Here is a 20,373-nt window from a genome sequence, read left to right as displayed (position 1 = left end):
GGCGCCGGATGCGGAAATCGCACGTCGGCGGCGCGCCTGCGGCTGCGTCGATGGGCGCGGCGGCGCGCATCTATGGGACAATCTCCTTTTTTTGCGACTTCACGTTTCCAGCATGAGCACCGAGTCCACCAAGCCTAGCCCCGCTTCCGCCTTCCCGATCACCGACGAAGTCCGTCACGCGCTCGCCGTCACGAAACGCGGAGTCGACGAACTGCTGATCGAAGACGAGTTCGCGCAAAAACTCGCGAAGAGCGCGGCGACCGGCAAACCGCTGCGCATCAAGCTCGGGCTCGATCCGACCGCACCGGACATCCACATCGGCCACACGGTCGTGCTGAACAAGATGCGCCAGTTGCAGGACCTCGGCCACACCGTGATTTTCCTGATCGGCGATTTCACCTCGCTGATCGGCGATCCGTCGGGCCGTAACGCCACGCGCCCGCCGCTCACGCGCGAGCAGATCGAATCGAACGCCAAGACGTATTTCGAGCAGGCCGCGCTCGTGCTCGACCGCGACAAGACCGAAATCCGCTACAACAGCGAATGGTCGATGCCGCTCGGCGCCGACGGCATGATCAAGCTCGCGTCGCGCTATACGGTGGCGCGGATTCTCGAACGCGAAGATTTCACCAAGCGTTTTCAGAGCGGCGTGCCGATCTCGATCCACGAGTTCCTGTACCCGTTGATGCAAGGCTACGACTCGGTCGCGCTGAACGCGGACCTCGAACTCGGCGGCACGGACCAGAAGTTCAACCTGCTCGTGGGCCGTGAGTTGCAGAAGCAATACGGCCAGGAACAGCAGTGCATCCTGACCATGCCGCTGCTCGAAGGGCTGGATGGCGTCGAGAAAATGTCGAAGTCGAAGAACAACTACATTGGCATAAGCGAAAAGCCGACCGACATGTTCGGCAAGCTGATGAGCATTTCCGACGTGTTGATGTGGCGTTACTTCGAACTGCTTTCGTTCCGGCCGATGGAAGAAATCGCCGGCTTCAAGAAAGAAACCGAGGCAGGCCGCAATCCGCGCGATTTCAAGGTGATGCTCGGCCAGGAAATCGTCGCGCGCTTCCACTCGCAAGCCGACGCTGAACGCGCGCTCGAAGACTTCAACCATCGTGCGAAGGGTGGCGTGCCGGACGATATCCCGGCCGTGACGCTCGCGGGCGCACCGCTCGCGATCGGCCAACTGCTCAAGCAGGCCAACCTCGTGCCGTCGACCAGCGAAGCGCTGCGCAACATCGAGCAGGGCGGCGTGAAGATCGATGGCGCGACCGTGTCCGACAAGGGCCTGAAAATTGAAGCCGGCGAGTACGTCGTGCAGGTCGGCAAGCGCCGTTTCTCACGCGTCACGCTGACGGCCTGATGGGCCCGGCGTCGCATCTGGAGTCGAGCCGATGATCGCGCTGATTCAACGCGTGCGGCGCGCGGAGGTGCGCGTGGCCGACCGCGTGACGGGCGCGATCGAGGCGGGTCTGCTCGCGCTCGTCTGCGCCGAACGCGGCGATACCGAGGCGGCGGCCGACCGGCTGCTCGCCAAGGTGCTCGGCTACCGCGTCTTTAGCGATGCGGCCGGCAAAATGAATCTCTCCGTGCAAAATCTCGACGGCGCCGGGCGCGCGGGCGGCCTGCTGCTCGTATCGCAGTTCACGCTGGCCGCGGACACCAACAGCGGCCTGCGTCCCAGCTTTACGCCGGCCGCGCCGCCCGATGAAGGCAAGCGCCTCTTCGATTATTTTGTCGCGGCAGCGCGGGCGAAACATCCGATCGTCGAGACCGGCGAATTCGGCGCCGATATGCAGGTGTCGCTCGTCAATGACGGGCCGGTCACGTTCTGGTTGCAGACGCACGCCTGATCTCCGGCGGTCGTTCCCGCATGCGCGCCGCGGCGCGCATCTACCCTCCGGCCGCTTTTTGCGACAATGGCGGCTCGGCATAACCGGCTGATGGCGCCCACTTTCATCCCATGACTACGCAGATTCTGTTCATCCGGCACGGCGAGACCGACTGGAACCGCATCAAGCGCATTCAAGGTCACGTCGACATTCCGCTCGCCACCACTGGGCTGGCGCAAGCGCAACGCCTTGCGCGCCGCATGGCCGAAGAGGCGAAGCAGGGCGCACGGCTCGACGCAATCTATTCGAGCGACCTGCAACGCGCGCAACAAACCGCCCAGCCGGTCGCCGACGCGCTCGGCTTGCCGTTGCAGTTGCGCGAAAATCTGCGCGAGCGTTCATATGGTGCCTTCCAGGGCCATGACAGCGACGAGATCGCCCAGCGCTTCCCCGACGAATACGCGCACTGGCAAACTCGCGACCCTGGCTTCTCGCCGCCGGACGGTGAGTCGCAACGCGCGCTCTACCACCGCGTTCTGCACGCGATCGAGCCACTGGTTGCCGCGCATCCCGGCGGGCGGATTGCCTGCGTCGCGCATGGTGGCGTGCTCGATTGCGTGCGGCGCCTCGCCTGTGGTTTGCCGCTCGATGCGCCGCGTGACTATCCGCTGCTGAACACGAGCGTGAACGCGGTGGATTTCGATAATGGCAAGGCGACGATTGTGACGTGGGCGGACGTCTCGCATCTCGATGCGCCGAGTGCGGACGATAGTTTCAAGAAAGCGACGCAGCCGGGCCGTTGATCGGCACATGCCCGGTTGGGCGGCGTGAGCGTGAGTTTGTTCGGCGGCCGACTTGGACCGTTCGCGAACCTTCCGCTCATTGGCGTAGCGCAAACTTTCGCAAGTCAGCTTGCATGCGTGTCGGTCGCCCTTCGCTGAACTGGCCATCGGCGCGGCGGTTTGCGCGCATATTCCATCCGCGCGGTTCAAGCTGATGTGGGTTGTTCGCGCTTGTGCGAGTTGTGCGAGCCGCGTCCGGCTGCGTTATTCCGGCTCGCGCATGCCCGCAGCCACGCGGCGGCGCGCGCGTTTCGATACGCCATTCACCAGCGCCCAGCGGATCACCGGCGCGACCAGCCGCACGCCGGGTCTCGTGACCGCGCGGCGAAGCGCCGCGTAGCGCCGGAATCCCAGCATCGCCTGCGCCCAATCGGGCAGAAGGTCGACGCCGGCGTTGAGCATCAACACGCCGGCCGGCCGCATCGATGCACTCGGGGCGGGCGCGTTCATCAGAATCCTCACCAGTTCGCGCGTGCGTTCGCTGGCTACGAGCTCAGGCTGCATTGCCTGCAAGTAAGCGTCGATCTCAGCTCGCGAGCGCGGAATGTCCGACGCGCCGAGCATCTCGGCAATGCGCGCGGTTTCCGCGAAATACTGATCTTGCGCGGCAACGGGCAGCGACGGATTCACATAGCGCAAGTGCGCGGTCATGAAACTCGACACCTCGGCGACATGCACCCACGTCAGCAGCGCAGGCTCACTCGCGCGATATGGCCGGCCGTCAGGCGCGACGCCGCTCACGCCCAGATGAATGCGCTTCACACGTTCGACCAGCGCCAGCGCGTCGTGCCGGTTGCCGTACGTCGTGCCCGCGATGAAAGTCGCGGTGCGCCGCAGGCGGCCGAGAATGTCGGTGCGAAACGTCGAGTGGTCCCACACGCCGGCAAGAGCCAGCGGGTGCAATGCCTGGAGCAGGAGCGCGCTAATGCCGCCCGTCATCATCGACGTGAAATCGGCGTGCACTTTCCAGCACACCGAGTCCGGCCCGAACAGGCCCGGGTCGCCCGGAGGGGAAGAATAGTCGAGCGTGGGACCGCTGCCGCTTGTCAGATGCGTGACACCGGCGGCCAGCTTTGAACGGAGCCTGCGGGTAAGAAGCTGCGAGAGACCGCTGGATGAGTTGGGCTGCCTGGTTTGGTCGGACATCCTGATTCGGTCTCGTGCTGCGCGTATCGGCTCAGGTCGCGGCCGAATCCCACAGGCCGGGCAGTGTGCTGCTCGACGAGTCGGGCGCGGCGAGGCCGAAATGCCGGTACGTGAGCAGCGTGGCGACGCGGCCGCGCGGCGTGCGCTGCAGGAAGCCCTGCTGGATCAGATACGGTTCGAGCACGTCTTCAATCGTGTCGCGCTCTTCACCGATAGCCGCCGCCAGATTGTCGACGCCGACCGGGCCGCCGTCGAACTTGTGCAAAATCGCTTCGAGCAGCTTGCGGTCCATCAGGTCGAAGCCGACCGCGTCCACGTCGAGCATCTTGAGCGCGGCGTCGGCCACTTGCGCGGTGATATTACCGTCGGCCTTCACCTCGGCGAAGTCGCGCACGCGCCGCAGCAGGCGGTTCGCGATCCGCGGCGTGCCGCGCGCGCGTTTGGCGATTTCGAACGCGCCGTCCGGATGGATCTGCGCATGGAGCAGCGACGCCGAACGCGTGACGATGCGCGCCAGTTGCTCGGCGTTATAAAACTCGAGCCGCGCCACGATTCCGAAGCGGTCGCGCAGCGGGTTGGTCAGCATGCCCGCGCGCGTGGTCGCGCCGACCAGCGTGAACGGCTGCAGGTCCAGCTTCACGCTGCGCGCGGCCGGCCCTTCGCCGATCATGATGTCGATCTGATAATCCTCCAGCGCCGGGTACAGAATTTCTTCGACGACCGGCGAGAGCCGGTGGATTTCGTCGATGAACAGCACGTCGTTCGCTTCGAGGTTGGTGAGCAGCGCGGCCAAGTCGCCGGCGCGTTCCAGCACCGGCCCCGACGTTTGCCGCAGATTGACACCCATTTCCCGCGCAATGATGTGCGCGAGCGTGGTTTTGCCGAGACCCGGCGGCCCGAACAGCAACACGTGGTCGAGCGATTCGGAGCGGCGTTTGGCGGCCTCGATAAAGATTTCCAGCTGGCCGCGCACTTTTTCCTGCCCGACATATTCTTCGAGCTGGCGCGGGCGCAACGCGCGCTCGAACGCTTCTTCGTTCGGCGAGACGGGCGTGGCCGCAATGATGCGCTCGGCGGCGAGTTTGTCGGTTTCGATCATGCGTTCATTGTACCGCGAGCCGCCCGCCGCGAAACTCGGCCGAATGGCCAGGGTGCGCCGCTCGCCGGCATGTGCGAAGCTTCACTCATCGCATGCATGCCGGACACGAGGGTCGAGCGTCAGCCCTTGGACAGCGCCTTCAATGCGAGCTTGATGCCTTCGGAAACGCCGGTACCGGCCGGCACGTTCTTGACGGCGGCCAACGCTTCTTTTTCGGAGTAACCCAATGCGAGCAGTGCGTTCAGGATATCGGAGGCGTGGTCGGATGCCGACGCCGCGCCCGCCATCGCGCCCAGGTCTGCGCCGATCTTGCCCTTCAGTTCGAGGAGTAGCCGCTCCGCCGTCTTCTTGCCGATGCCCGGCACGCGCGTCAGACGCGCCGCGTCCTGCATCGTGACGGTCTGCGCGAGTTCGTGAACGCTCATGCCCGACAGCACCGCCAGCGCCATGCGTGCGCCAATGCCGGAGATTTTCAGCAGTTCGCGGAAGGTCGAGCGTTCCTCGGCGGTGCCGAAGCCGTACAGCAGATGCGCGTCTTCGCGCACGATCATCTGTGTGAGCAACACCACGCGTTCGCCGGTGGAGGGCAGGTTGTAGAACGTGCTCATCGGCACATCGACTTCGTAACCGACGCCGTTGCAGTCGACGAGCAGATGCGGCGGGTTTTTTTCCAGCAGAACGCCGGCAATGCGACCGATCATGGCGAATTCAATCTCGAGAGAAAGGGCGAGTGTAGCGCAGCGAGTGAGCGTCGAGTGGCTCGCGAATCGTGCGTCAATCGCGGTTGATCCATGCGTTGCCGCATGAGCTTCTATCCGACCAGCCGTCCGCGCCTCACGCGCAAACCTTTCTTCGCCAGCGAAGGCGCGATGCCGCCCAACGTGCTCAGCGTCGTGCCGCCGTGCGCGTGGCAGATCGCCATGCCGAGCGCGTCGGCGGCGTCGGTGCCGGGTACGCCGGAGAGATTGAGCAGGCGCACGACCATCTGCTGCATCTGCTCCTTGGTTGCGCGGCCGTAACCCACCACGGCCTGCTTCAGTTGCAGGGCGGTGTATTCGGCGACTGGCACGCCGCCCGCGACCAGTCCGCAGATGGCCGCGCCGCGTGCCTGGCCGAGCAGCAAGGTGGATTGCGGGTTGACGTTGACGAACACTTTTTCGATCGCCGATTGATCCGGCGAGTGCTGGCGGATCAGGGTGGAAATGCCTTCGAAGATGGTGCCCAGACGCGAGGGCAGATCGGCGTCGGCGGTTTTGATGACGCCGCTCGCGACATAGCTGAGCGTGTGGCCGCTTTGGTCGATCACGCCGAAGCCGGTCACGCGCAGGCCGGGGTCGATGCCGAGAATTCTCATGAGGTGCCGCGGGAGCGGTAAAAACCAGGTGCTTGCGATACTACAACACGCGCGTCGCCCGGCGGACGGCGCGCGTCGATGTCAGCGGAATAAAAACTGCTGCGTGTGGTGCAGGGCGGCGCGCAAGGAGGTATTCGCAGATGGAGCGCTATCGGAATCTCAGCGGCGGCTCGGGCGTCGAGGCTTATGAAATCGGCGACGATTTTGTCGCGGTCCGCTTCAGGCATGGCGTGGTGTATTGGTACACCGAGGCGAGTGTCGGCGAACGGCACGTTTCCTCGCTCAAGCGTCTTGCGCGGCGCGGCCGGGGGCTCAGCACTTATATCAGCCGGCACGCCGAGGTGAGCGGAGGTTATGCGAGAAAGGAGCCGGACGATTGAGCGGTGCGTGAGGGGTGGGGCACATGCGGCACGAGCGTGGCGCGAGCACGGTACAAGCAAGGCCAAGCGCCGCACCAAAGAAAACGGCCCGGCGGAAAACCCGCCAGGCCGTTTTTCTAAAGCTCAGATCTCATCCAGCGGCGCAGTCTCATCAAGAAACACGCACCGCCATTCAACCCGAATCAATGCCGGAAGTGACGCACGCCCGTCAGCACCATCGCAATATTGTGCTCGTCCGCCGCGCTGACCACTTCGTCATCGCGCATCGAGCCGCCCGGTTGGATCACGCAGGTCGCGCCTGCCGCCACCACCACGTCGAGGCCGTCGCGGAACGGGAAGAACGCGTCCGACGCCACGGCCGAACCGGCCAGCGTCAGACCGGCGTTTTGCGCCTTGATGCTGGCGATACGCGCCGAGTCCACGCGGCTCATCTGGCCGGCGCCGACGCCGAGCGTCATGCCATTGCCGCAGAACACGATAGCGTTCGACTTCACGTACTTCGCCACGCGCCACGCAAACAGCAGATCGTCCATTTCCTTCGGCGTGGGGTGACGCTTCGTGACCACGCGCAATTCGCGCGGCTGCACGTTCTTCGAGTCGAGCGATTGGACCAGCAGGCCGCCGCCCACGCGCTTCAGATCGAACGCGTTATGCCCGTTGCCCAGCGCGATTTCGAGCAGACGCACGTTCTGCTTCGCCGCGAACACCTGGCGCGCTGCGGCGCTGAACGACGGCGCGATCAGCACTTCGACGAACTGCCTGGCCACGGCTTGCGCAGCCGCCTCATCCACTTCGCGGTTAAAGGCGATGATGCCGCCGAACGCCGAGGTCGGATCGGTCTGGAACGCCTTCGCATAGGCCTCGTTGGCGTCCGCGCCGACTGCCACGCCGCACGGATTCGCGTGCTTGACGATCACGCACGCCGGCACGTCGAAAGTCTTCACGCATTCCCACGCTGCATCGGAATCCGCGATGTTGTTGTACGACAGTTCCTTGCCTTGCAACTGGTTGTAGTTGGCGAGTGCGCCGGCCGGCACCGACAGGTCGCGGTAGAACGCCGCGCTCTGATGCGGGTTTTCGCCGTAGCGCAGATCCTGCACCTTGTTGAACGCCAGGTTGAACGTGGCCGGGTAAGCGTTGCGCGACGAATGTTGCAACTGGTCGGTCAGGCTCGTCAGGTAGTTCGTGATCGCGCCGTCGTACTGCGCGGTGTGCGCGAACACCTTGGTGGCAAGGCGGAAGTTCGTCTTGTACGACACGGCGTTGCTGTTCGCGCGCATTTCGTCGAGTACGACCGCGTAATCGGCCGGATCGACCACCACCGTCACGTCGCGATGGTTCTTCGCGGCCGAGCGCAGCATGGTCGGGCCGCCAATGTCGATGTTCTCGATCGCGTCTTCCAGCGAGCATTCCTCTTTCGACACGGTCTGCACGAACGGATACAGATTCACGACCAGCAGGTCGATGGTCGGAATGTCGTGCTTTTCAAGCGCCGCCATGTGTTCCGGCAGGTCGCGGCGCGCCAGAATGCCGCCGTGCACCTTCGGATGCAGCGTTTTCACGCGCCCGTCCAGCATTTCCGGGAAGCCGGTGTAGTCGGCGACCTCGGTGACGGAGAGGCCCGCGTCCGCGAGCAGTTTCGCGGTGCCGCCGGTCGACAGGATCCTGACGCCGAGGTCCGACAGCGATTTGGCGAAGTCGACGATGCCGGACTTGTCGGAAACGGAGATGAGCGCTTGCTTGATCATGATGAAGACGAAAAGCCGAAGGGAAACGTGGCAGGGCGCCGGAAAAACTACAACAAACCGTGCTGTTGCAGCTTCTTGCGCAGCGTATTGCGGTTGATGCCGAGATACTCGGCGGCCAGCGACTGATTGCCGCCGGCCTGCTCGAGCACCACTTCGAGCAGAGGTTTTTCCACGCACGAAATCACCATGTCGTAGACGTCGTGCGGATTGGAGCCGTCGAGATCCTGGAAATACATGCCCAGGCTGTCGCGGACAGATTGTTCGATATTGTTCTTGCTCATGCTGCTAGTCGGTCGGTTGGGTCCTCGTCCGTGCTGAGCGTTTCGTCGACGTAGACGAGGCGGTCGGAGATCGCCTTTTGTGCGTCGAAGAACTCGTTGACGGCGAGGAGTTGTTCGCGTGTGGTGTCCAGCGTATTCATGCGATGCCGGAACACGTTGGCGCCAGAAAGGCCGCGAGTGTACCAGCCGATGTGCTTGCGCGCAGTGCGCACGCCCGTAAATTCGCCGTAGAAGGCATAGTGGTCTTCGAGATGCTCGTTCATCACCTGCTGGATTTCGTCGATGCGCGGCGGCGGCAGCAACTCACCCGTTTGCAGGAAATGGCCGATCTCGCGGAACAGCCACGGGCGCCCTTGCGCGGCGCGGCCAATCATGATCGCGTCGGCACCGGTGGCGGCCAACACCTCGCGTGCTTTTTGCGGCGACGTAATGTCGCCGTTGGCGACCACCGGAATGCGCACGGCCGCTTTCACTGCGGCGATGGTGTCGTATTCGGCCTCGCCGTGATACAGGTCGGCGCGCGTGCGGCCATGCACGGTCAGCATCGAAATACCGGCCGATTCGGCCAGACGCGCGACGCTCAGCGCGTTCCGGTTCTCGCGATTCCAGCCGGTGCGGATCTTGAGCGTGACGGGCACCGCGTCGGGCCCGACGCCCACCGCGCCGACCACCGCCTCGACGATGCGCTGCACCAGCGGCTCGTTCTGCAACAGGGCCGAACCGGCCGCCACGTTGCACACCTTCTTGGCCGGGCAGCCCATGTTGATGTCGATGATCTGCGCGCCGTTCGCCACGTTGTAGCGGGCCGCTTCGGCCATCATGGCCGGATCGGCGCCGGCGATCTGCACGGCGATCGGTTCGACCTCGCCCGCGTGATTGGCGCGGCGCATGGTCTTCTCGCTTTTCCACAACTGCGCGTTCGAGGCGACCATTTCCGACACCGCGTAGCCTGCGCCCAGCCGTTTGCAGAGCTGCCGGAACGGCCGGTCGGTCACGCCGGCCATGGGCGCGACGAACAGGTTATTACGCAGATTGTGGGAGCCGAGAGTGGGCATAACGTGAGACGCGGTGAACGCGCGCGACCGATTGCCCAGTTTCTGTCAATCGGAGCGTTCGCGAAATGCGAGGGAAAACCGCTATTTTAGCGTTAACAGATAGCCGACACCCGACATGTGTCTCTCGTAACCCATTAAATCTTCTATGAAAGTGCGCCGGTTCATAGAACCGGCACCGCCCGCGCGGCACCTTGCGCGTGAAGCAAAAAGGCCGTGCGGCGCGAGCGGGTGACGTGCCTAGCGCCGCTGTCCGAACATCATTTGCCGTGCCAGCGCGGTTTTCACCGGCGGCAGGAATTCGAGCGCGGTGAGGGCGAGGCCGCGCATGATCGCGAGCGGCGCGAAGTCGACGGTGAAGAGGCGCGCGAGCGTGTCGGTGGCGCCGATCGTCATGCGCCGGTCGAGTGCGCGGCGTTGCGCGAAGGTGGCCAGCGCGAGCGGCGTCGGGCCTTCCGTCGAGAGGGCGTCGGCAAGCGAGTGCGCGTCGCGCAGACCGAGATTCAGCCCTTGACCCGCCACCGGGTGCAGCGTCTGCGCCGCATTGCCGATCGCGACGATATGCCCGTCGACGAGCGTTTCCACAGCGTTCAGCCCTAACGGGAACGACGCGCGCCCCTTGATGTGCGTGAAGCGGCCCATGCGGTCGCCGAATGCGGCGCCGAGTTCATGCAGGAAGGCTTCGTCGGAGAGTTGCGCGCGGCGCGCGGCTTCCTCGGGCGCGCAGCACCAGACCAGCGCGTAGTCGGCGCCGCGCACGCCGCCCGTCGGCAGCAACGCGATCGGACCTTGCGACGTGAAGCGCTCCCACGCGACGTGCGGTTGTGGTGAGGACACGGTCACGGTGCCGACGAGCGCGGTCTGGCCGTAGTCGCGCGAGCCGGGTTCGACGGCGGTTCGGCCAGCGTGCCGCGCGGCGGCGCCGTCCCGGCCAGTTTGTTGACCGGCGTCTTTCGTCTCGATGCCGGCGGCCCGATTGTCGGGAGTTTCGGCGTCCGCGTGGTGGTCGGACTGCTGGTCCACCTTCGCGCTGGCGCCTTTGGCCACGCCTCGACCTGACTTCTGGTCGCCGAACAGGCCGCCTTCGGCATTCACCAGAATGCGCGTACGCAACTGCCGCGTGACGCCCGCGGTTTCGATCGGCAGCGTGACGCCGTCGAGTTCCTGCGTCGGCGCCCCGGCCGAGGTGGAGCGGAACCAGTGCACCGGGGTGGCGTGCACCGCCTCGGCGAGACCGTGGACGATCGAGCCGTACCGCAGCACGTAGCCGAGCGCCGGCAAACCGTGTTCGCTGTGGTCGATCAGCGTGCGGCCGAAGTGGCCGCGCTGCGAGACGTGAATGCGCCGGATCGCGGTGGCGTCGGCGGGCCAGCGCAGCGGCTCCAGGATCATCCGGCTGCCGTGAGATACGGTGATGGCGCGCGGATCGGCGATCGAATCTTCCGGCTCGCGCGCGTCGATGAGCGCGATCTTCAGTGCCCGCGTCGCGCTGCGGCGCGCGAGCCAGCCGGCCAGCGCCAGCCCGACCGGACCGGCGCCGACGATCGTCACGTCGAAATCGAATGGGTGGCCGCCCGCGCCGGGCTTCAGAATCACCGTCGACTGGGAAACGTCGTTCATTGCGGATTACTTCCTTGCGAGTTACTTCCCTGGGTCATTTCCTGAGTTACTTCCCCGAGTTACTTCACGGCTTCCTGGGCCGCGCGGGCTTCCAGCATCAGCGCCTCGATCTCGTCGGCGGCAACGGGCACGCCGCGCGTGATCAGCTCACAGCCGTCCGGCGTGACGATGGCGTCGTCCTCGATGCGGATGCCGATGTTCCAGTAGCACTCGGGCACGCCTTCGGTCGGCCGGATATACAGGCCGGGCTCGATGGTCAGCGTCATCGAGGCCTGCAGCGTGCGCCACGGCAGCGCGCCCGCTTCGTCGCGCGCCGCGCCGCGTTCGCGGTAGTCGCCCACGTCGTGCACGTCCATGCCGAGCCAGTGGCCGGTGCGGTGCATATAGAAGGGCACGTAGGCGCGCTCGGCGATCACGTCGTCGACCGAGGCAAACTTCGCTCGCTCGATGATGCCGGTGTCGAGCAGGCCCTGCGACAGCACACGCACGGCGGCCTGGTGCGGGTCGTCGAAGGTGGCGCCGGCCCGGGTCGCGTCGATGGCGGCTTGCTGCGCGGCCAGCACGATGTCGTACAGCTCGCGCTGCGCCGGCGTGAAGCGGCCGCTCGCGGGGAAGGTGCGGGTGATGTCGGACGCGTAGCCGTCGAGCTCGCAGGCCGCGTCGATCAGGATCAGGTCGCCGTCCCGAGCCATCGCATTGCCCGCCGGGTAGTGCAGCACGCAGGCATTCGCGCCGGCCGCGACGATCGACGTGTAAGCCGGCGCCTGTGCGCCGAACTTGCGGAACGTGTAGAGCAGTTCGGCTTCGAGTTCGTACTCGTGCACGCCGGGACGGCACGCTGCCATCGCGCGACGATGCGCCTCGGCGGAAATCTGCCCGGCCCGGCGCATGATGGCGAGTTCGTGGTCGTCCTTGATGAGCCGCATGTCGTCGAGCAACGGAATCAGATCGTGCGCGGCGGCCGGTGCGGCGACACCGCCGCGGGCTTGAGCCCGCACCGCGTCGAGCCAGCCGCGCACCCGTTCGTCCAGTTGCGGCGAGGTGCCGAGCGCGTAGTGCAACGACGGCTTGTCGGCAAGCAGACGCGGCAGTTGCGTATCGATTTCGCCGATGGCGAAAGCCGCGTCGAAACCGAAAGCCGCGCGCGCGCCGTCCGGGCCGAAGCGGAAACCTTCCCACGTTTCGCGCTCGACATTCTTCTCGCGGCAGAACAGCACCGAAGCCGGCTCGCCGGGCGCGGCGCTGGCGTCGAGCACCAGCAACGCCTCGGGTTCGGTGAAGCCGGTCAGGTAGTAGAAATAGCTGTCGTGCCGATAGGGATAATCGGCGTCCCGGTTACGCAACGCCTCCGGCGCGGTGGGGACAATGGCGACGCCGCCGCCCGCCGCCCGGAGCGCGGCGAGTATGCGCTCACGGCGCGTGCGGTAGACGTCGATGGCGATGGTGGGTTCGGTCGGCTGGTTCATCGTGCGATTGTAGCGCCCATGCGCGGAGTTATTTTGCGCGGGATACTGGCGCAAGTGGAGGCGAAGGCGCGCACGGCGCTGTTGCAATCCGTCCACAGCGAGTCTGCATGCGGCTCGCGAAGCGTCGCCATGACGCGCGTGAACGCTCGCTTAAGCCGCCAACCACTTATACTTTCGCCGGATTCAGGAAAAGGCAGATGGTAATGATGAAACTCATCGGTTCGCTCGGCAGCCCCTTCGTACGTAAAGCGCGGATCGTGCTGGCCGACAAGAAAATCGACTACGAACTGGTGCCCGAGAATGTCTGGGCGCCGGACACCAGAATTCACACTTTCAATCCGCTTGGCAAAGTGCCGTGCCTCGTGATGGAAGACGGCGAAGCGGTGTTCGACTCGCGGGTCATCTGCGAATACGTGGATACGCTGTCGCCGGTCGGCAAGCTGATTCCCCAGTCGGGGCGCGAGCGTGTCGAGGTGCGCTGCTGGGAAGCGCTCGCCGACGGCGTGCTGGAAGCGGCGGTGCTGATCCGTCTCGAAGGCACGCAGCGCGCGCCCGAGCAGCGCGTGGAAGCGTGGGTCGCGCGCCAGCAGCGCAAGATCGATGAAGCTTTGATCGCGATGGGGCAGGGATTAGGCGGCAAGATGTGGTGTGCGGGCAATCACTACACGCTCGCCGACATCGCGGTGGGCTGCGCGTTGGGCTATCTGGATTTCCGCATGCCCGAATTGAACTGGCGCGAACCGCATCCGAATCTGGACAAACACTTCCAGAAGCTCTCGCTGCGCCAGTCGTTCATCGACACGGTGCCCGTCAACTGAGCCGGCGCCTCATTGCTTGCCGTTCTGCCGCCGCCTGATACCCGGTCCGAACGCAAAGCCGAACGCCAGCAGGAACAATGAAACCGCCAGCACGGTGTTGTTGCCGCTCGTGACATACGGCGTGCTGCCGGAAGTGCCCTGCACCGTGAGGTCGAGCGAGCCGACCGTGTACGGCGTCAGGCGCCCGAGCACCTTGCCGTTGGCATCGATCGCGGCGGTCATGCCGGTGTTGGTCGCGCGCAGCATCGGGCGGCCGGTTTCCAGCGAACGCATGCGCGCGATCTGCAGATGCTGGTCGAGCGCAATCGTGTCGCCGAACCAGGCCAGATTGGTCGAATTGACCAGCACGCCAGCGGGCGTATCGCTTTCGCGAATGGTCCGCGCAATCTCTTCGCCGAAAATATCCTCGTAGCAAATGTCCACGGCAACCGGCTGATTGTGGACGATGAACGGCTTCTGCACCGGCGCGCCACGGAAGAAATCGCCGAGCGGAATGCTCATCAGGTTGACGAACCAGCGGAATCCCCACGGCACGAATTCGCCGAATGGCACGAGGTGATGCTTGTCGTAGCGATACACGTCGCGCGTGCCGGGCGTGACGCCGAACAGGCTGTTCGTATAGTCGATCACCTGGCCTTCCGGCGTAATCGTGCCGCCGATCGCGCCGAACAGGATCGCGCTGCCCGTGGTGTCCGAGAAGTTGCGCACCGCCGACGCAAAGGGCGCCGGCAATTGCTGCGCGAGCACCGGAATCGCGGTTTCCGGCGTGACGATCAGATCGGCCGGCTTCGAGGTAATCATCTGCTGATACTGGTCGATCGCGGCGCGCATGCCGGCTTCCTCGAACTTCATTTCCTGTTTGACGTTGCCTTGCAGCAGGCGCACGGTCAGCGGCGCATTGGCCGGCACGGTCCATTGGACGAGCGGCAGCAGCAGACCGGCTGCGATCAGCGCCAGCGCGATCGCGCCCGGCACCACGACGCGCGACACGCCCGGTTTCCCGCCATTGCGGCTGGCGCCGCTGCTTCCGCCCGGTTGGCGCGAAGGCAGCAGCGGCAACAGCGCCTGCACGATCAGCGCAGCCACCAGCGCCAGCATCCAGCCGACGCCGTACACGCCCGCCACCGGCGCGAAGCCGGCGAACGGGCCGTCCACTTGAGCGTAACCACTCGCGAGCCACGGAAAGCCCGTGAACACCGTGCCGCGCAACCATTCGCCGATCGCCCACGCGCTCGCGAACGCCAGCGCGCCGTGCCATGTGGGCGAGAACGGCGTGTCGTCGTCGGCCGCGCCATTGCGCGCGTGACCGGCGCAGAACGACCAGACGGCCGCCGCCAGCGCGGGATAAACGGCTAGATAGAGCGAGAACAGCGCGACGGCCGCGCCGGCCAGCGGAGCCGCCATGCCGCCGTAGAAATGCATGCTCACGTAGAGCCACCACACGCCGGTCACGAAATTGCCGAAGCCGAACGCGCCGCCGGTCAGCGCCGCGCTCTTCCAGCCGGTAGTGCGCGTGAGCCAGGCGAAGAAGAACGCGAAGATCGCGAGTTCGAGCCAGCCGCCGTGCGGCGTCGGTGCGAACGAAAGCGTATTGGCCGCGCCCGCGGCCAGCGCGACGAGGTAGTGCCAGCGGGGCAGCGTGCGACCGCGTGTTTGCTGGGCGGCAGAGGCGCTCACGCCGCGGCGCGAGCGGGAAGTCATCGGGTCGGCCATTGTTGCGCGGTCGGCGTGAAGGGTTGAAAAGCGGTCGAAAAGCGGGTTGAAGAAGTGAAGAGAGAACCGGCCGGAACCGGGTCAGGTCTGCACGTGCTGCGCTTCGCGCTCGCGCTGGCCGGCGAGCGGATCGCGGCGCACCAGCAGCATATGAATCTGGCGGGCGTCGCCGCGCAGAATCTCGAAGATCAGATCGTCGAGGCGGACTTTTTCACCACGATGCGGTACCCGCCCGAAGTGATGCGTGACGAGTCCGCCGATCGTATCGACTTCGTCGTCCGGGTAATGGGTGCCGAAGGCTTCGTTGAACTGTTCGATTTCGGTCAGCGCGCGCACGCGGAAGCGTCCGTCGGGCGAGGCGATGATGTTGCCGCTTTCCTCGTCGAAATCGTATTCGTCCTCAATGTCGCCGACGATCTGTTCCAGCACGTCTTCGATCGTAATCAGGCCGGCCACGCCGCCGTATTCGTCGACCACCACCGCGAGGTGATTGCGATTCACGCGGAAATCGTGCAGCAGCACATTCAAACGCTTCGATTCGGGGATGAACACAGCGGGGCGCAGCATGCCGCGCACGTCGAATTCTTCTTCGGCGTAGTAGCGCAGCAGGTCTTTGGCCAGCAGCACGCCGATGATGTTGTCGCGATTGCCCTCGTAGACGGGATAGCGCGAGTGCGCTTTTTCCAGCACGTAAGGGATGAATTCGGCGGGATTGTCCGCGATGTTGATCGCGTCCATTTGCGCGCGCGGCACCATGATGTCGCGCGCGCTGAGTTCGGACACCTGGAATACGCCTTCGATCATCGACAGCGAGTCGGCGTCGATCAGGTTGCGCTCATGCGCGTCCTGCAAGATTTCCAGAAGTTCGGCGCGCGAGTCGGGCTCGGGCGAGATGAAGTCGGTCAGACGCTCGAGGAGCGAGCGTTTTTCCTGCGGTTTGTCGGTATGGCGTCGACTGGGATACGTGTCGTTCATGGTAGTGCGCCCGGCAAGACTGGGCGCGCTGTTGCAGAGCATTAAGGATACACCAGGCACATGGCAGGACCGTGTCCTGCCGGGCTGGGCGATGAGTGAAGCTGGGGTAAAGCGGCTTCGCCATGACGGGCGGGCGTGGGTCAATCCTAACTGATTACGCGCGGAAAAGCGTTTTCGAGAAAAAAAGCGCCGCTCGTGACGGTTATTTCAGGTCCGCTCTCAAGCCTGCTGTTAGTCCAGTTCCGTGACTTTCCTCGCGGCACCGTTCGAGTAGCGCTTCGAGCGCGCGGTCAGGCATGCCGCTTTCACGCAGCGCATGCACGGTGCGGCTGACGTAATCCAGCGTGGTGCCATAGCGCCCGCACGCACAGCCGAACACGGTTTTGACGACGTCGTCGCGCAACTTGCCGGTGTAGCTCGGCACGTCGCGGCGCATCACGAACGCCAGCGCGTCGACGCGCCGGCCGTCGGCGAGCACGCACGGCAACCACGCCGGACGGTACGAGCCCATTGCCATTTCGCGGCGCCAGAGCGCTTCGAGATGCGGCGCCGAGCCTTCGGCCGCGAGCCGGAACGCTATGCCGGTGCACGAACCGCCGCGATCGAGCGCGAGCACGAGGCCCGGCTGCTCGGGCGTGCCGCGATTCACGCGCGACCAGAGATAGAGGCCACGATGGTAGCCGTGAACTCTTGAGCGGGCTGCTTCGACGGTGGGCAGGCCGGGATTCCAGATCAGCGAACCATAGCCGAACAGCCATAAATCGCTCTTGCGATCCCAGTCGCGCATCGTGCATTCGAGCGATGCGCGCAATTCCTCGTCCGTCAGAAGCCGCGAATCGCCGAGCACCGGGGGATAGTCCGGGCAGGGCATTCGGGTGTCGGCTTCAGGGGCGGAGGTACTCACGATGGGCTTTGAACGGTTGGACGTGACGGGTGCTTCGGCGATCGACGCCTACTGGTAAGGATCGGGAAACCCGAGCTTGCCGAGGATCTCCGTTTCGATCGCTTCCATCTCTTCGGCTTCTTCTTCGGCTTCGTGGTCGTAGCCTTGGGCGTGGAGCGTGCCGTGCACGAGCAGATGCGCGTAGTGCGCGAGCAGCGGCTTGCCCTGCTCGGCGGCTTCTTTCTCCACCACCGGACAGCACAGGATCAGGTCGCCTGTCACCGGATCGTCTTCCGATTCGGCGTAGGCGAAGGTCAGCACGTTGGTCGAATAATCCTTGCCGCGATAGGTGCGGTTCAGCGTGCGGCCTTCTTCGGCATCGACGAAACGCACGGTCAGCTCACCGTCCGCGAAGAGCGCCGCCTTGATCCAGCCGGCCACGGTGGCGCGCGGCAGCAGCGCCTTGTGTTCCGGCCAGGCTTTGGCGGCGGGGAATTGCAGATTCAACGTCAGTTTCGGGGTGCGGCTCATGCGGTTTCGTGGTGGTGCTTTCGTTGCGTGCAGTGCGTTCGTTGCGGCTGCCGGTGATTAGCGCGAATCGGCCGGACTGGCGGTTTTTTTGCGAATGCGCATCGTACGCCTCCACAATTCGCGCGACCAGCGGATGCCGCACCACGTCCGCACTGGTAAAGCGCGTGAGCGCGATACCGCGCACGTCGGCCAGCACCTGTTGCGCTTCGATCAGCCCGCTCTTGTGGCCGCGCGGCAAGTCGACCTGGGTCGTGTCGCCGGTGACCACCGCCTTCGAGCCGAAGCCGATCCGCGTGAGGAACATCTTCATCTGCTCGGGCGTGGTGTTCTGCGCCTCGTCGAGGATGATGAACGCGTGGTTCAGCGTGCGGCCGCGCATGTACGCGAGCGGCGCGATCTCGATCATCTGCCGCTCGAACATCTTGGCGGTCTTGTCGAAGCCGAGCAGGTCGTACAGCGCGTCGTACAAAGGACGCAGGTACGGATCGACCTTTTGCGCGAGATCGCCCGGCAGGAAGCCGAGACGCTCGCCCGCTTCGACAGCCGGCCGTGTCAGCACGATGCGTTTGACCTGATCGCGCTCCAGCGCGTCCACCGCGCAGGCCACCGCGAGATAGGTCTTGCCGGTGCCGGCCGGCCCGATGCCGAAGGTCACGTCGTGCGAGATGATCTGCTTCAGATACTCGCGCTGCGCCGGCGTGCGGCCGCGCAGATCCGCGCGCCGCGTGTACAGCTTCGGGCCGAGCTCTTCGAGATCGTCTTCAGCGACGTCGGCGGGCTGGTCGAACGGATGGTCCGGATTGCCGGGGAAACGCGGGTCCACTGCTTCCGTGCCATGGCCGTTGCCGTTCGCGCGATGCCGTGCCGGTTGACGTACTTCAACGAGCGCAAGCTGGATGTCGTCGACCGACAGCGGCTTCTGTGAGTTGTCGTAGAACTTTTCGAGCGCGGTGAGCGCGAGTTTCGCGCCGCGCCCGCGAATCGTGATGCGGTGGCCACGGCGTTGCAGCGTCACGTCGAGCGCCTGCTCGATCTGGCGCAGATTTTCGTCGAGCGGGCCGCAAAGGTTGGCGAGCCGCGCGTTGTCGTCGCGCGGTGCGGTGAATTCCAGATGCTGCTGAGTGGTCTTCAAGGCGGTGGGTCGATCCTGTCGGTTTCGGTTCGCGGGCTGGCGTCGTGGGTTGGCGTCGCGGGTTGGCGTCGCGGGTTGGCGTCGCTTAGTGGGTCGTGGCCGGCGCGTCGTCATGCACCAGCACGAGTTCGCCACGTAGCGAATGTGGGTACGCTTTGACGATTTTCACGTCGACCATCTGGCCGATCAGCCGCGCGTGCGAGGCGACCGGCGCCGGGAAATTTACCACCCGGTTGTTCTCGGTGCGGCCCGCGAGTTCGTTCGGGTCCTTGCGCGCCGGGCGCTCGACCAGAATGCGCTCGATCTTGCCGACCATCGAATCACTGATGCGCTGCACGTTTTCCTCGATGGTGGCCTGCAAATGTTGCAGCCGCCTAAGCTTCACTTCGCGCGGCGTGTCGTCGTGCAGATTCGCGGCCGGCGTGCCGGGGCGCGGGCTGTAGATGAACGAGAAGCTGGTGTCGTACTTCATTTCGTGTACGAGCGTCATCATCTTGTCGAAGTCTTCTTCCGTCTCGCCGGGGAAGCCGACGATCATGTCGGTGGAGAGCGACAGATCGGGGCGGATCGCGCGCAGCTTGCGGATCACCGACTTGTATTCGAGCACCGTATAGCCGCGCTTCATGGCCATCAGAATGCGGTCGGAGCCGTGCTGCACCGGCAGATGCAAGTGGCTGACGAGCTTCGGCACCTTGGCGTAGGTGTCGATCAGGCGCTGCGTGAATTCCTTCGGATGCGACGTGGTGTAGCGAATCCGCTCTATGCCCGGAATATCCGCGACGTATTCGATCAGCGTGGCGAAGTCGGCGATTTCCGACGAGCCGAGCGTCAGGCCGCCGCGATAGGCGTTCACGTTCTGGCCGAGCAGCGTGACTTCACGCACGCCCTGGTCGGCGAGACCGGCGATTTCGGTCAGCACGTCGTCCAGCGGACGCGACACTTCTTCGCCGCGCGTGTACGGCACGACGCAGTAGCTGCAGTACTTGCTGCAGCCTTCCATGATCGACACGAACGCGGTCGGGCCGTCCACACGCGCAGGCGGCAGATGATCGAACTTTTCGATTTCCGGGAACGAGATGTCCACTTGCGCGCGGCCGCTTTCGCGGCGCTTGTCGATCATTTGCGGCAGGCGGTGCAGTGTTTGCGGACCGAACACCAGATCGACATAAGGTGCACGTGCAACGATCGAGGCGCCTTCCTGGCTCGCCACGCAACCGCCCACGCCGATGATCAGATTGGGATTCGCTTCTTTCAGCTCGCGTACACGGCCGAGGTCGGAGAAGACTTTTTCCTGCGCCTTTTCGCGCACCGAGCACGTGTTGAACAAAATGACGTCCGCGTCTTCCGGCGTGTCGGTCTTGACGAGTCCTTCAGCCGCGCCGAGTACGTCGACCATCTTGTCGGAGTCGTACTCGTTCATCTGGCAGCCAAAGGTCTTTACATAAACTTTCTTGGTCATCTAATTTCGCCGGTCGCAGTGGTTAACCTGGGGGCGTCGTTT

The 20,373-nt window shown here is 64.8% G+C and carries 19 protein-coding genes and 1 pseudogene; 5 read left to right on the top strand and 15 right to left on the bottom strand.

The window, feature by feature from the left end; translation table 11 throughout:
- The first annotated feature begins 112 nt into the window (after window positions 1-112).
- The 3 genes from tyrS (at window position 113) to PDMSB3_RS17345 (ending at window position 2,635) form a co-directional block, all read left to right on the top strand.
- Entirely contained in the window at window positions 113-1,363 is a 1,251-nt protein-coding gene (tyrS, locus tag PDMSB3_RS17355; RefSeq protein WP_007180426.1) for a tyrosine--tRNA ligase, read from the top strand.
- A gap of 31 nt (window positions 1,364-1,394) precedes the next feature.
- On the top strand, window positions 1,395-1,853 hold the full coding sequence (dtd, locus tag PDMSB3_RS17350) for a D-aminoacyl-tRNA deacylase (protein ID WP_007180427.1): 459 nt from the start codon (window positions 1,395-1,397) through the stop codon (window positions 1,851-1,853).
- A 110-nt stretch (window positions 1,854-1,963) separates the two neighbouring features.
- On the top strand, window positions 1,964-2,635 hold the full coding sequence (locus PDMSB3_RS17345) for a histidine phosphatase family protein (RefSeq protein ID WP_007180428.1): 672 nt from the start codon (window positions 1,964-1,966) through the stop codon (window positions 2,633-2,635).
- 243 nt (window positions 2,636-2,878) lie between these two features.
- Here the strand turns inward: PDMSB3_RS17345 and PDMSB3_RS17340 are convergent, their stop codons facing one another.
- The 4 genes from PDMSB3_RS17340 to ruvC all read right to left on the bottom strand — a co-directional run bounded on the left by PDMSB3_RS17340 (window position 2,879) and on the right by ruvC (window position 6,273).
- Entirely contained in the window at window positions 2,879-3,820 is a 942-nt protein-coding gene (locus PDMSB3_RS17340) for an oxygenase MpaB family protein (RefSeq protein WP_007180434.1), read from the bottom strand.
- Window positions 3,821-3,851: 31 nt separating this feature from the next.
- A complete protein-coding gene (gene ruvB, locus PDMSB3_RS17335) occupies window positions 3,852-4,919 on the bottom strand; it encodes a Holliday junction branch migration DNA helicase RuvB (RefSeq protein ID WP_007180435.1) in 1,068 nt (355 codons plus the stop codon).
- Window positions 4,920-5,038: 119 nt separating this feature from the next.
- Window positions 5,039-5,620 carry a Holliday junction branch migration protein RuvA gene (gene ruvA / locus PDMSB3_RS17330; protein ID WP_007180436.1) on the bottom strand — a complete coding sequence of 194 codons (582 nt, stop codon included), beginning with the start codon at window positions 5,618-5,620 and terminating at the stop codon, window positions 5,039-5,041.
- Window positions 5,621-5,730: 110 nt separating this feature from the next.
- Window positions 5,731-6,273, bottom strand: coding sequence for a crossover junction endodeoxyribonuclease RuvC (ruvC, locus tag PDMSB3_RS17325; protein ID WP_007180437.1), 543 nt, complete (start codon window positions 6,271-6,273; stop codon window positions 5,731-5,733).
- Window positions 6,274-6,413: 140 nt separating this feature from the next.
- Here ruvC and PDMSB3_RS17320 point away from each other — a divergent pair, with 140 nt between their 5' ends.
- Window positions 6,414-6,653: a hypothetical protein gene (locus PDMSB3_RS17320; protein ID WP_007180438.1), complete on the top strand. Its 240-nt coding sequence runs from the start codon at window positions 6,414-6,416 to the stop codon at window positions 6,651-6,653.
- 182 nt (window positions 6,654-6,835) lie between these two features.
- Here the strand turns inward: PDMSB3_RS17320 and purH are convergent, their stop codons facing one another.
- The 5 genes from purH to PDMSB3_RS17295 all read right to left on the bottom strand — a co-directional run bounded on the left by purH (window position 6,836) and on the right by PDMSB3_RS17295 (window position 12,820).
- Window positions 6,836-8,401, bottom strand: coding sequence for a bifunctional phosphoribosylaminoimidazolecarboxamide formyltransferase/IMP cyclohydrolase (purH, locus tag PDMSB3_RS17315; RefSeq protein WP_007180439.1), 1,566 nt, complete (start codon window positions 8,399-8,401; stop codon window positions 6,836-6,838).
- A gap of 47 nt (window positions 8,402-8,448) precedes the next feature.
- Window positions 8,449-8,682 (bottom strand): Fis family transcriptional regulator, encoded by a 234-nt coding sequence (locus tag PDMSB3_RS17310; protein WP_007180440.1) that lies wholly within the window; start codon window positions 8,680-8,682, stop codon window positions 8,449-8,451.
- On the bottom strand, window positions 8,679-9,737 hold the full coding sequence (dusB, locus tag PDMSB3_RS17305) for a tRNA dihydrouridine synthase DusB (protein WP_007180441.1): 1,059 nt from the start codon (window positions 9,735-9,737) through the stop codon (window positions 8,679-8,681). The genes PDMSB3_RS17310 and dusB overlap by 4 nt, the downstream gene beginning before the upstream one ends.
- A gap of 237 nt (window positions 9,738-9,974) precedes the next feature.
- Window positions 9,975-11,354 (bottom strand): UbiH/UbiF/VisC/COQ6 family ubiquinone biosynthesis hydroxylase, encoded by a 1,380-nt coding sequence (locus tag PDMSB3_RS17300; RefSeq protein WP_165187032.1) that lies wholly within the window; start codon window positions 11,352-11,354, stop codon window positions 9,975-9,977.
- Window positions 11,355-11,413: 59 nt separating this feature from the next.
- Window positions 11,414-12,820: an aminopeptidase P N-terminal domain-containing protein gene (locus PDMSB3_RS17295; protein ID WP_007180443.1), complete on the bottom strand. Its 1,407-nt coding sequence runs from the start codon at window positions 12,818-12,820 to the stop codon at window positions 11,414-11,416.
- Window positions 12,821-13,023: 203 nt separating this feature from the next.
- Here PDMSB3_RS17295 and PDMSB3_RS17290 point away from each other — a divergent pair, with 203 nt between their 5' ends.
- Entirely contained in the window at window positions 13,024-13,638 is a 615-nt protein-coding gene (locus PDMSB3_RS17290; protein WP_197740237.1) for a glutathione S-transferase N-terminal domain-containing protein, read from the top strand.
- A 9-nt stretch (window positions 13,639-13,647) separates the two neighbouring features.
- Here PDMSB3_RS17290 and lnt read toward each other — a convergent pair whose 3' ends face one another.
- The 6 genes and pseudogenes from lnt to miaB all read right to left on the bottom strand — a co-directional run bounded on the left by lnt (window position 13,648) and on the right by miaB (window position 20,331).
- Entirely contained in the window at window positions 13,648-15,351 is a 1,704-nt protein-coding gene (gene lnt, locus PDMSB3_RS17285; RefSeq protein ID WP_165187030.1) for an apolipoprotein N-acyltransferase, read from the bottom strand.
- 81 nt (window positions 15,352-15,432) lie between these two features.
- On the bottom strand, window positions 15,433-16,326 hold the full coding sequence (locus PDMSB3_RS17280) for an HlyC/CorC family transporter (protein WP_007180446.1): 894 nt from the start codon (window positions 16,324-16,326) through the stop codon (window positions 15,433-15,435).
- A 202-nt stretch (window positions 16,327-16,528) separates the two neighbouring features.
- Entirely contained in the window at window positions 16,529-17,197 is a 669-nt protein-coding gene (locus PDMSB3_RS17275) for a gamma-glutamylcyclotransferase (RefSeq protein ID WP_007180447.1), read from the bottom strand.
- Between the two features lie 81 nt (window positions 17,198-17,278).
- Window positions 17,279-17,740 carry an rRNA maturation RNase YbeY gene (gene ybeY / locus PDMSB3_RS17270; RefSeq protein ID WP_007180448.1) on the bottom strand — a complete coding sequence of 154 codons (462 nt, stop codon included), beginning with the start codon at window positions 17,738-17,740 and terminating at the stop codon, window positions 17,279-17,281.
- Window positions 17,741-17,828: 88 nt separating this feature from the next.
- Window positions 17,829-18,872: pseudogene (locus PDMSB3_RS17265) on the bottom strand (PhoH family protein); the annotation flags it as partial.
- An 85-nt stretch (window positions 18,873-18,957) separates the two neighbouring features.
- The gene (gene miaB / locus PDMSB3_RS17260; RefSeq protein WP_007180450.1) at window positions 18,958-20,331 is read right to left on the bottom strand and encodes a tRNA (N6-isopentenyl adenosine(37)-C2)-methylthiotransferase MiaB; all 1,374 of its coding nucleotides are present in this window, start codon (window positions 20,329-20,331) and stop codon (window positions 18,958-18,960) included.
- Window positions 20,332-20,373 lie beyond the last annotated feature (42 nt).

The sequence above is a fragment of the Paraburkholderia dioscoreae genome (assembly GCF_902459535.1).
GTDB classification, from domain to species: Bacteria; Pseudomonadota; Gammaproteobacteria; order Burkholderiales; family Burkholderiaceae; genus Paraburkholderia; species Paraburkholderia dioscoreae.
Note: the sequence above shows the minus strand (reverse complement) of the source record. Positions and strands in the feature narration are given on the sequence as shown.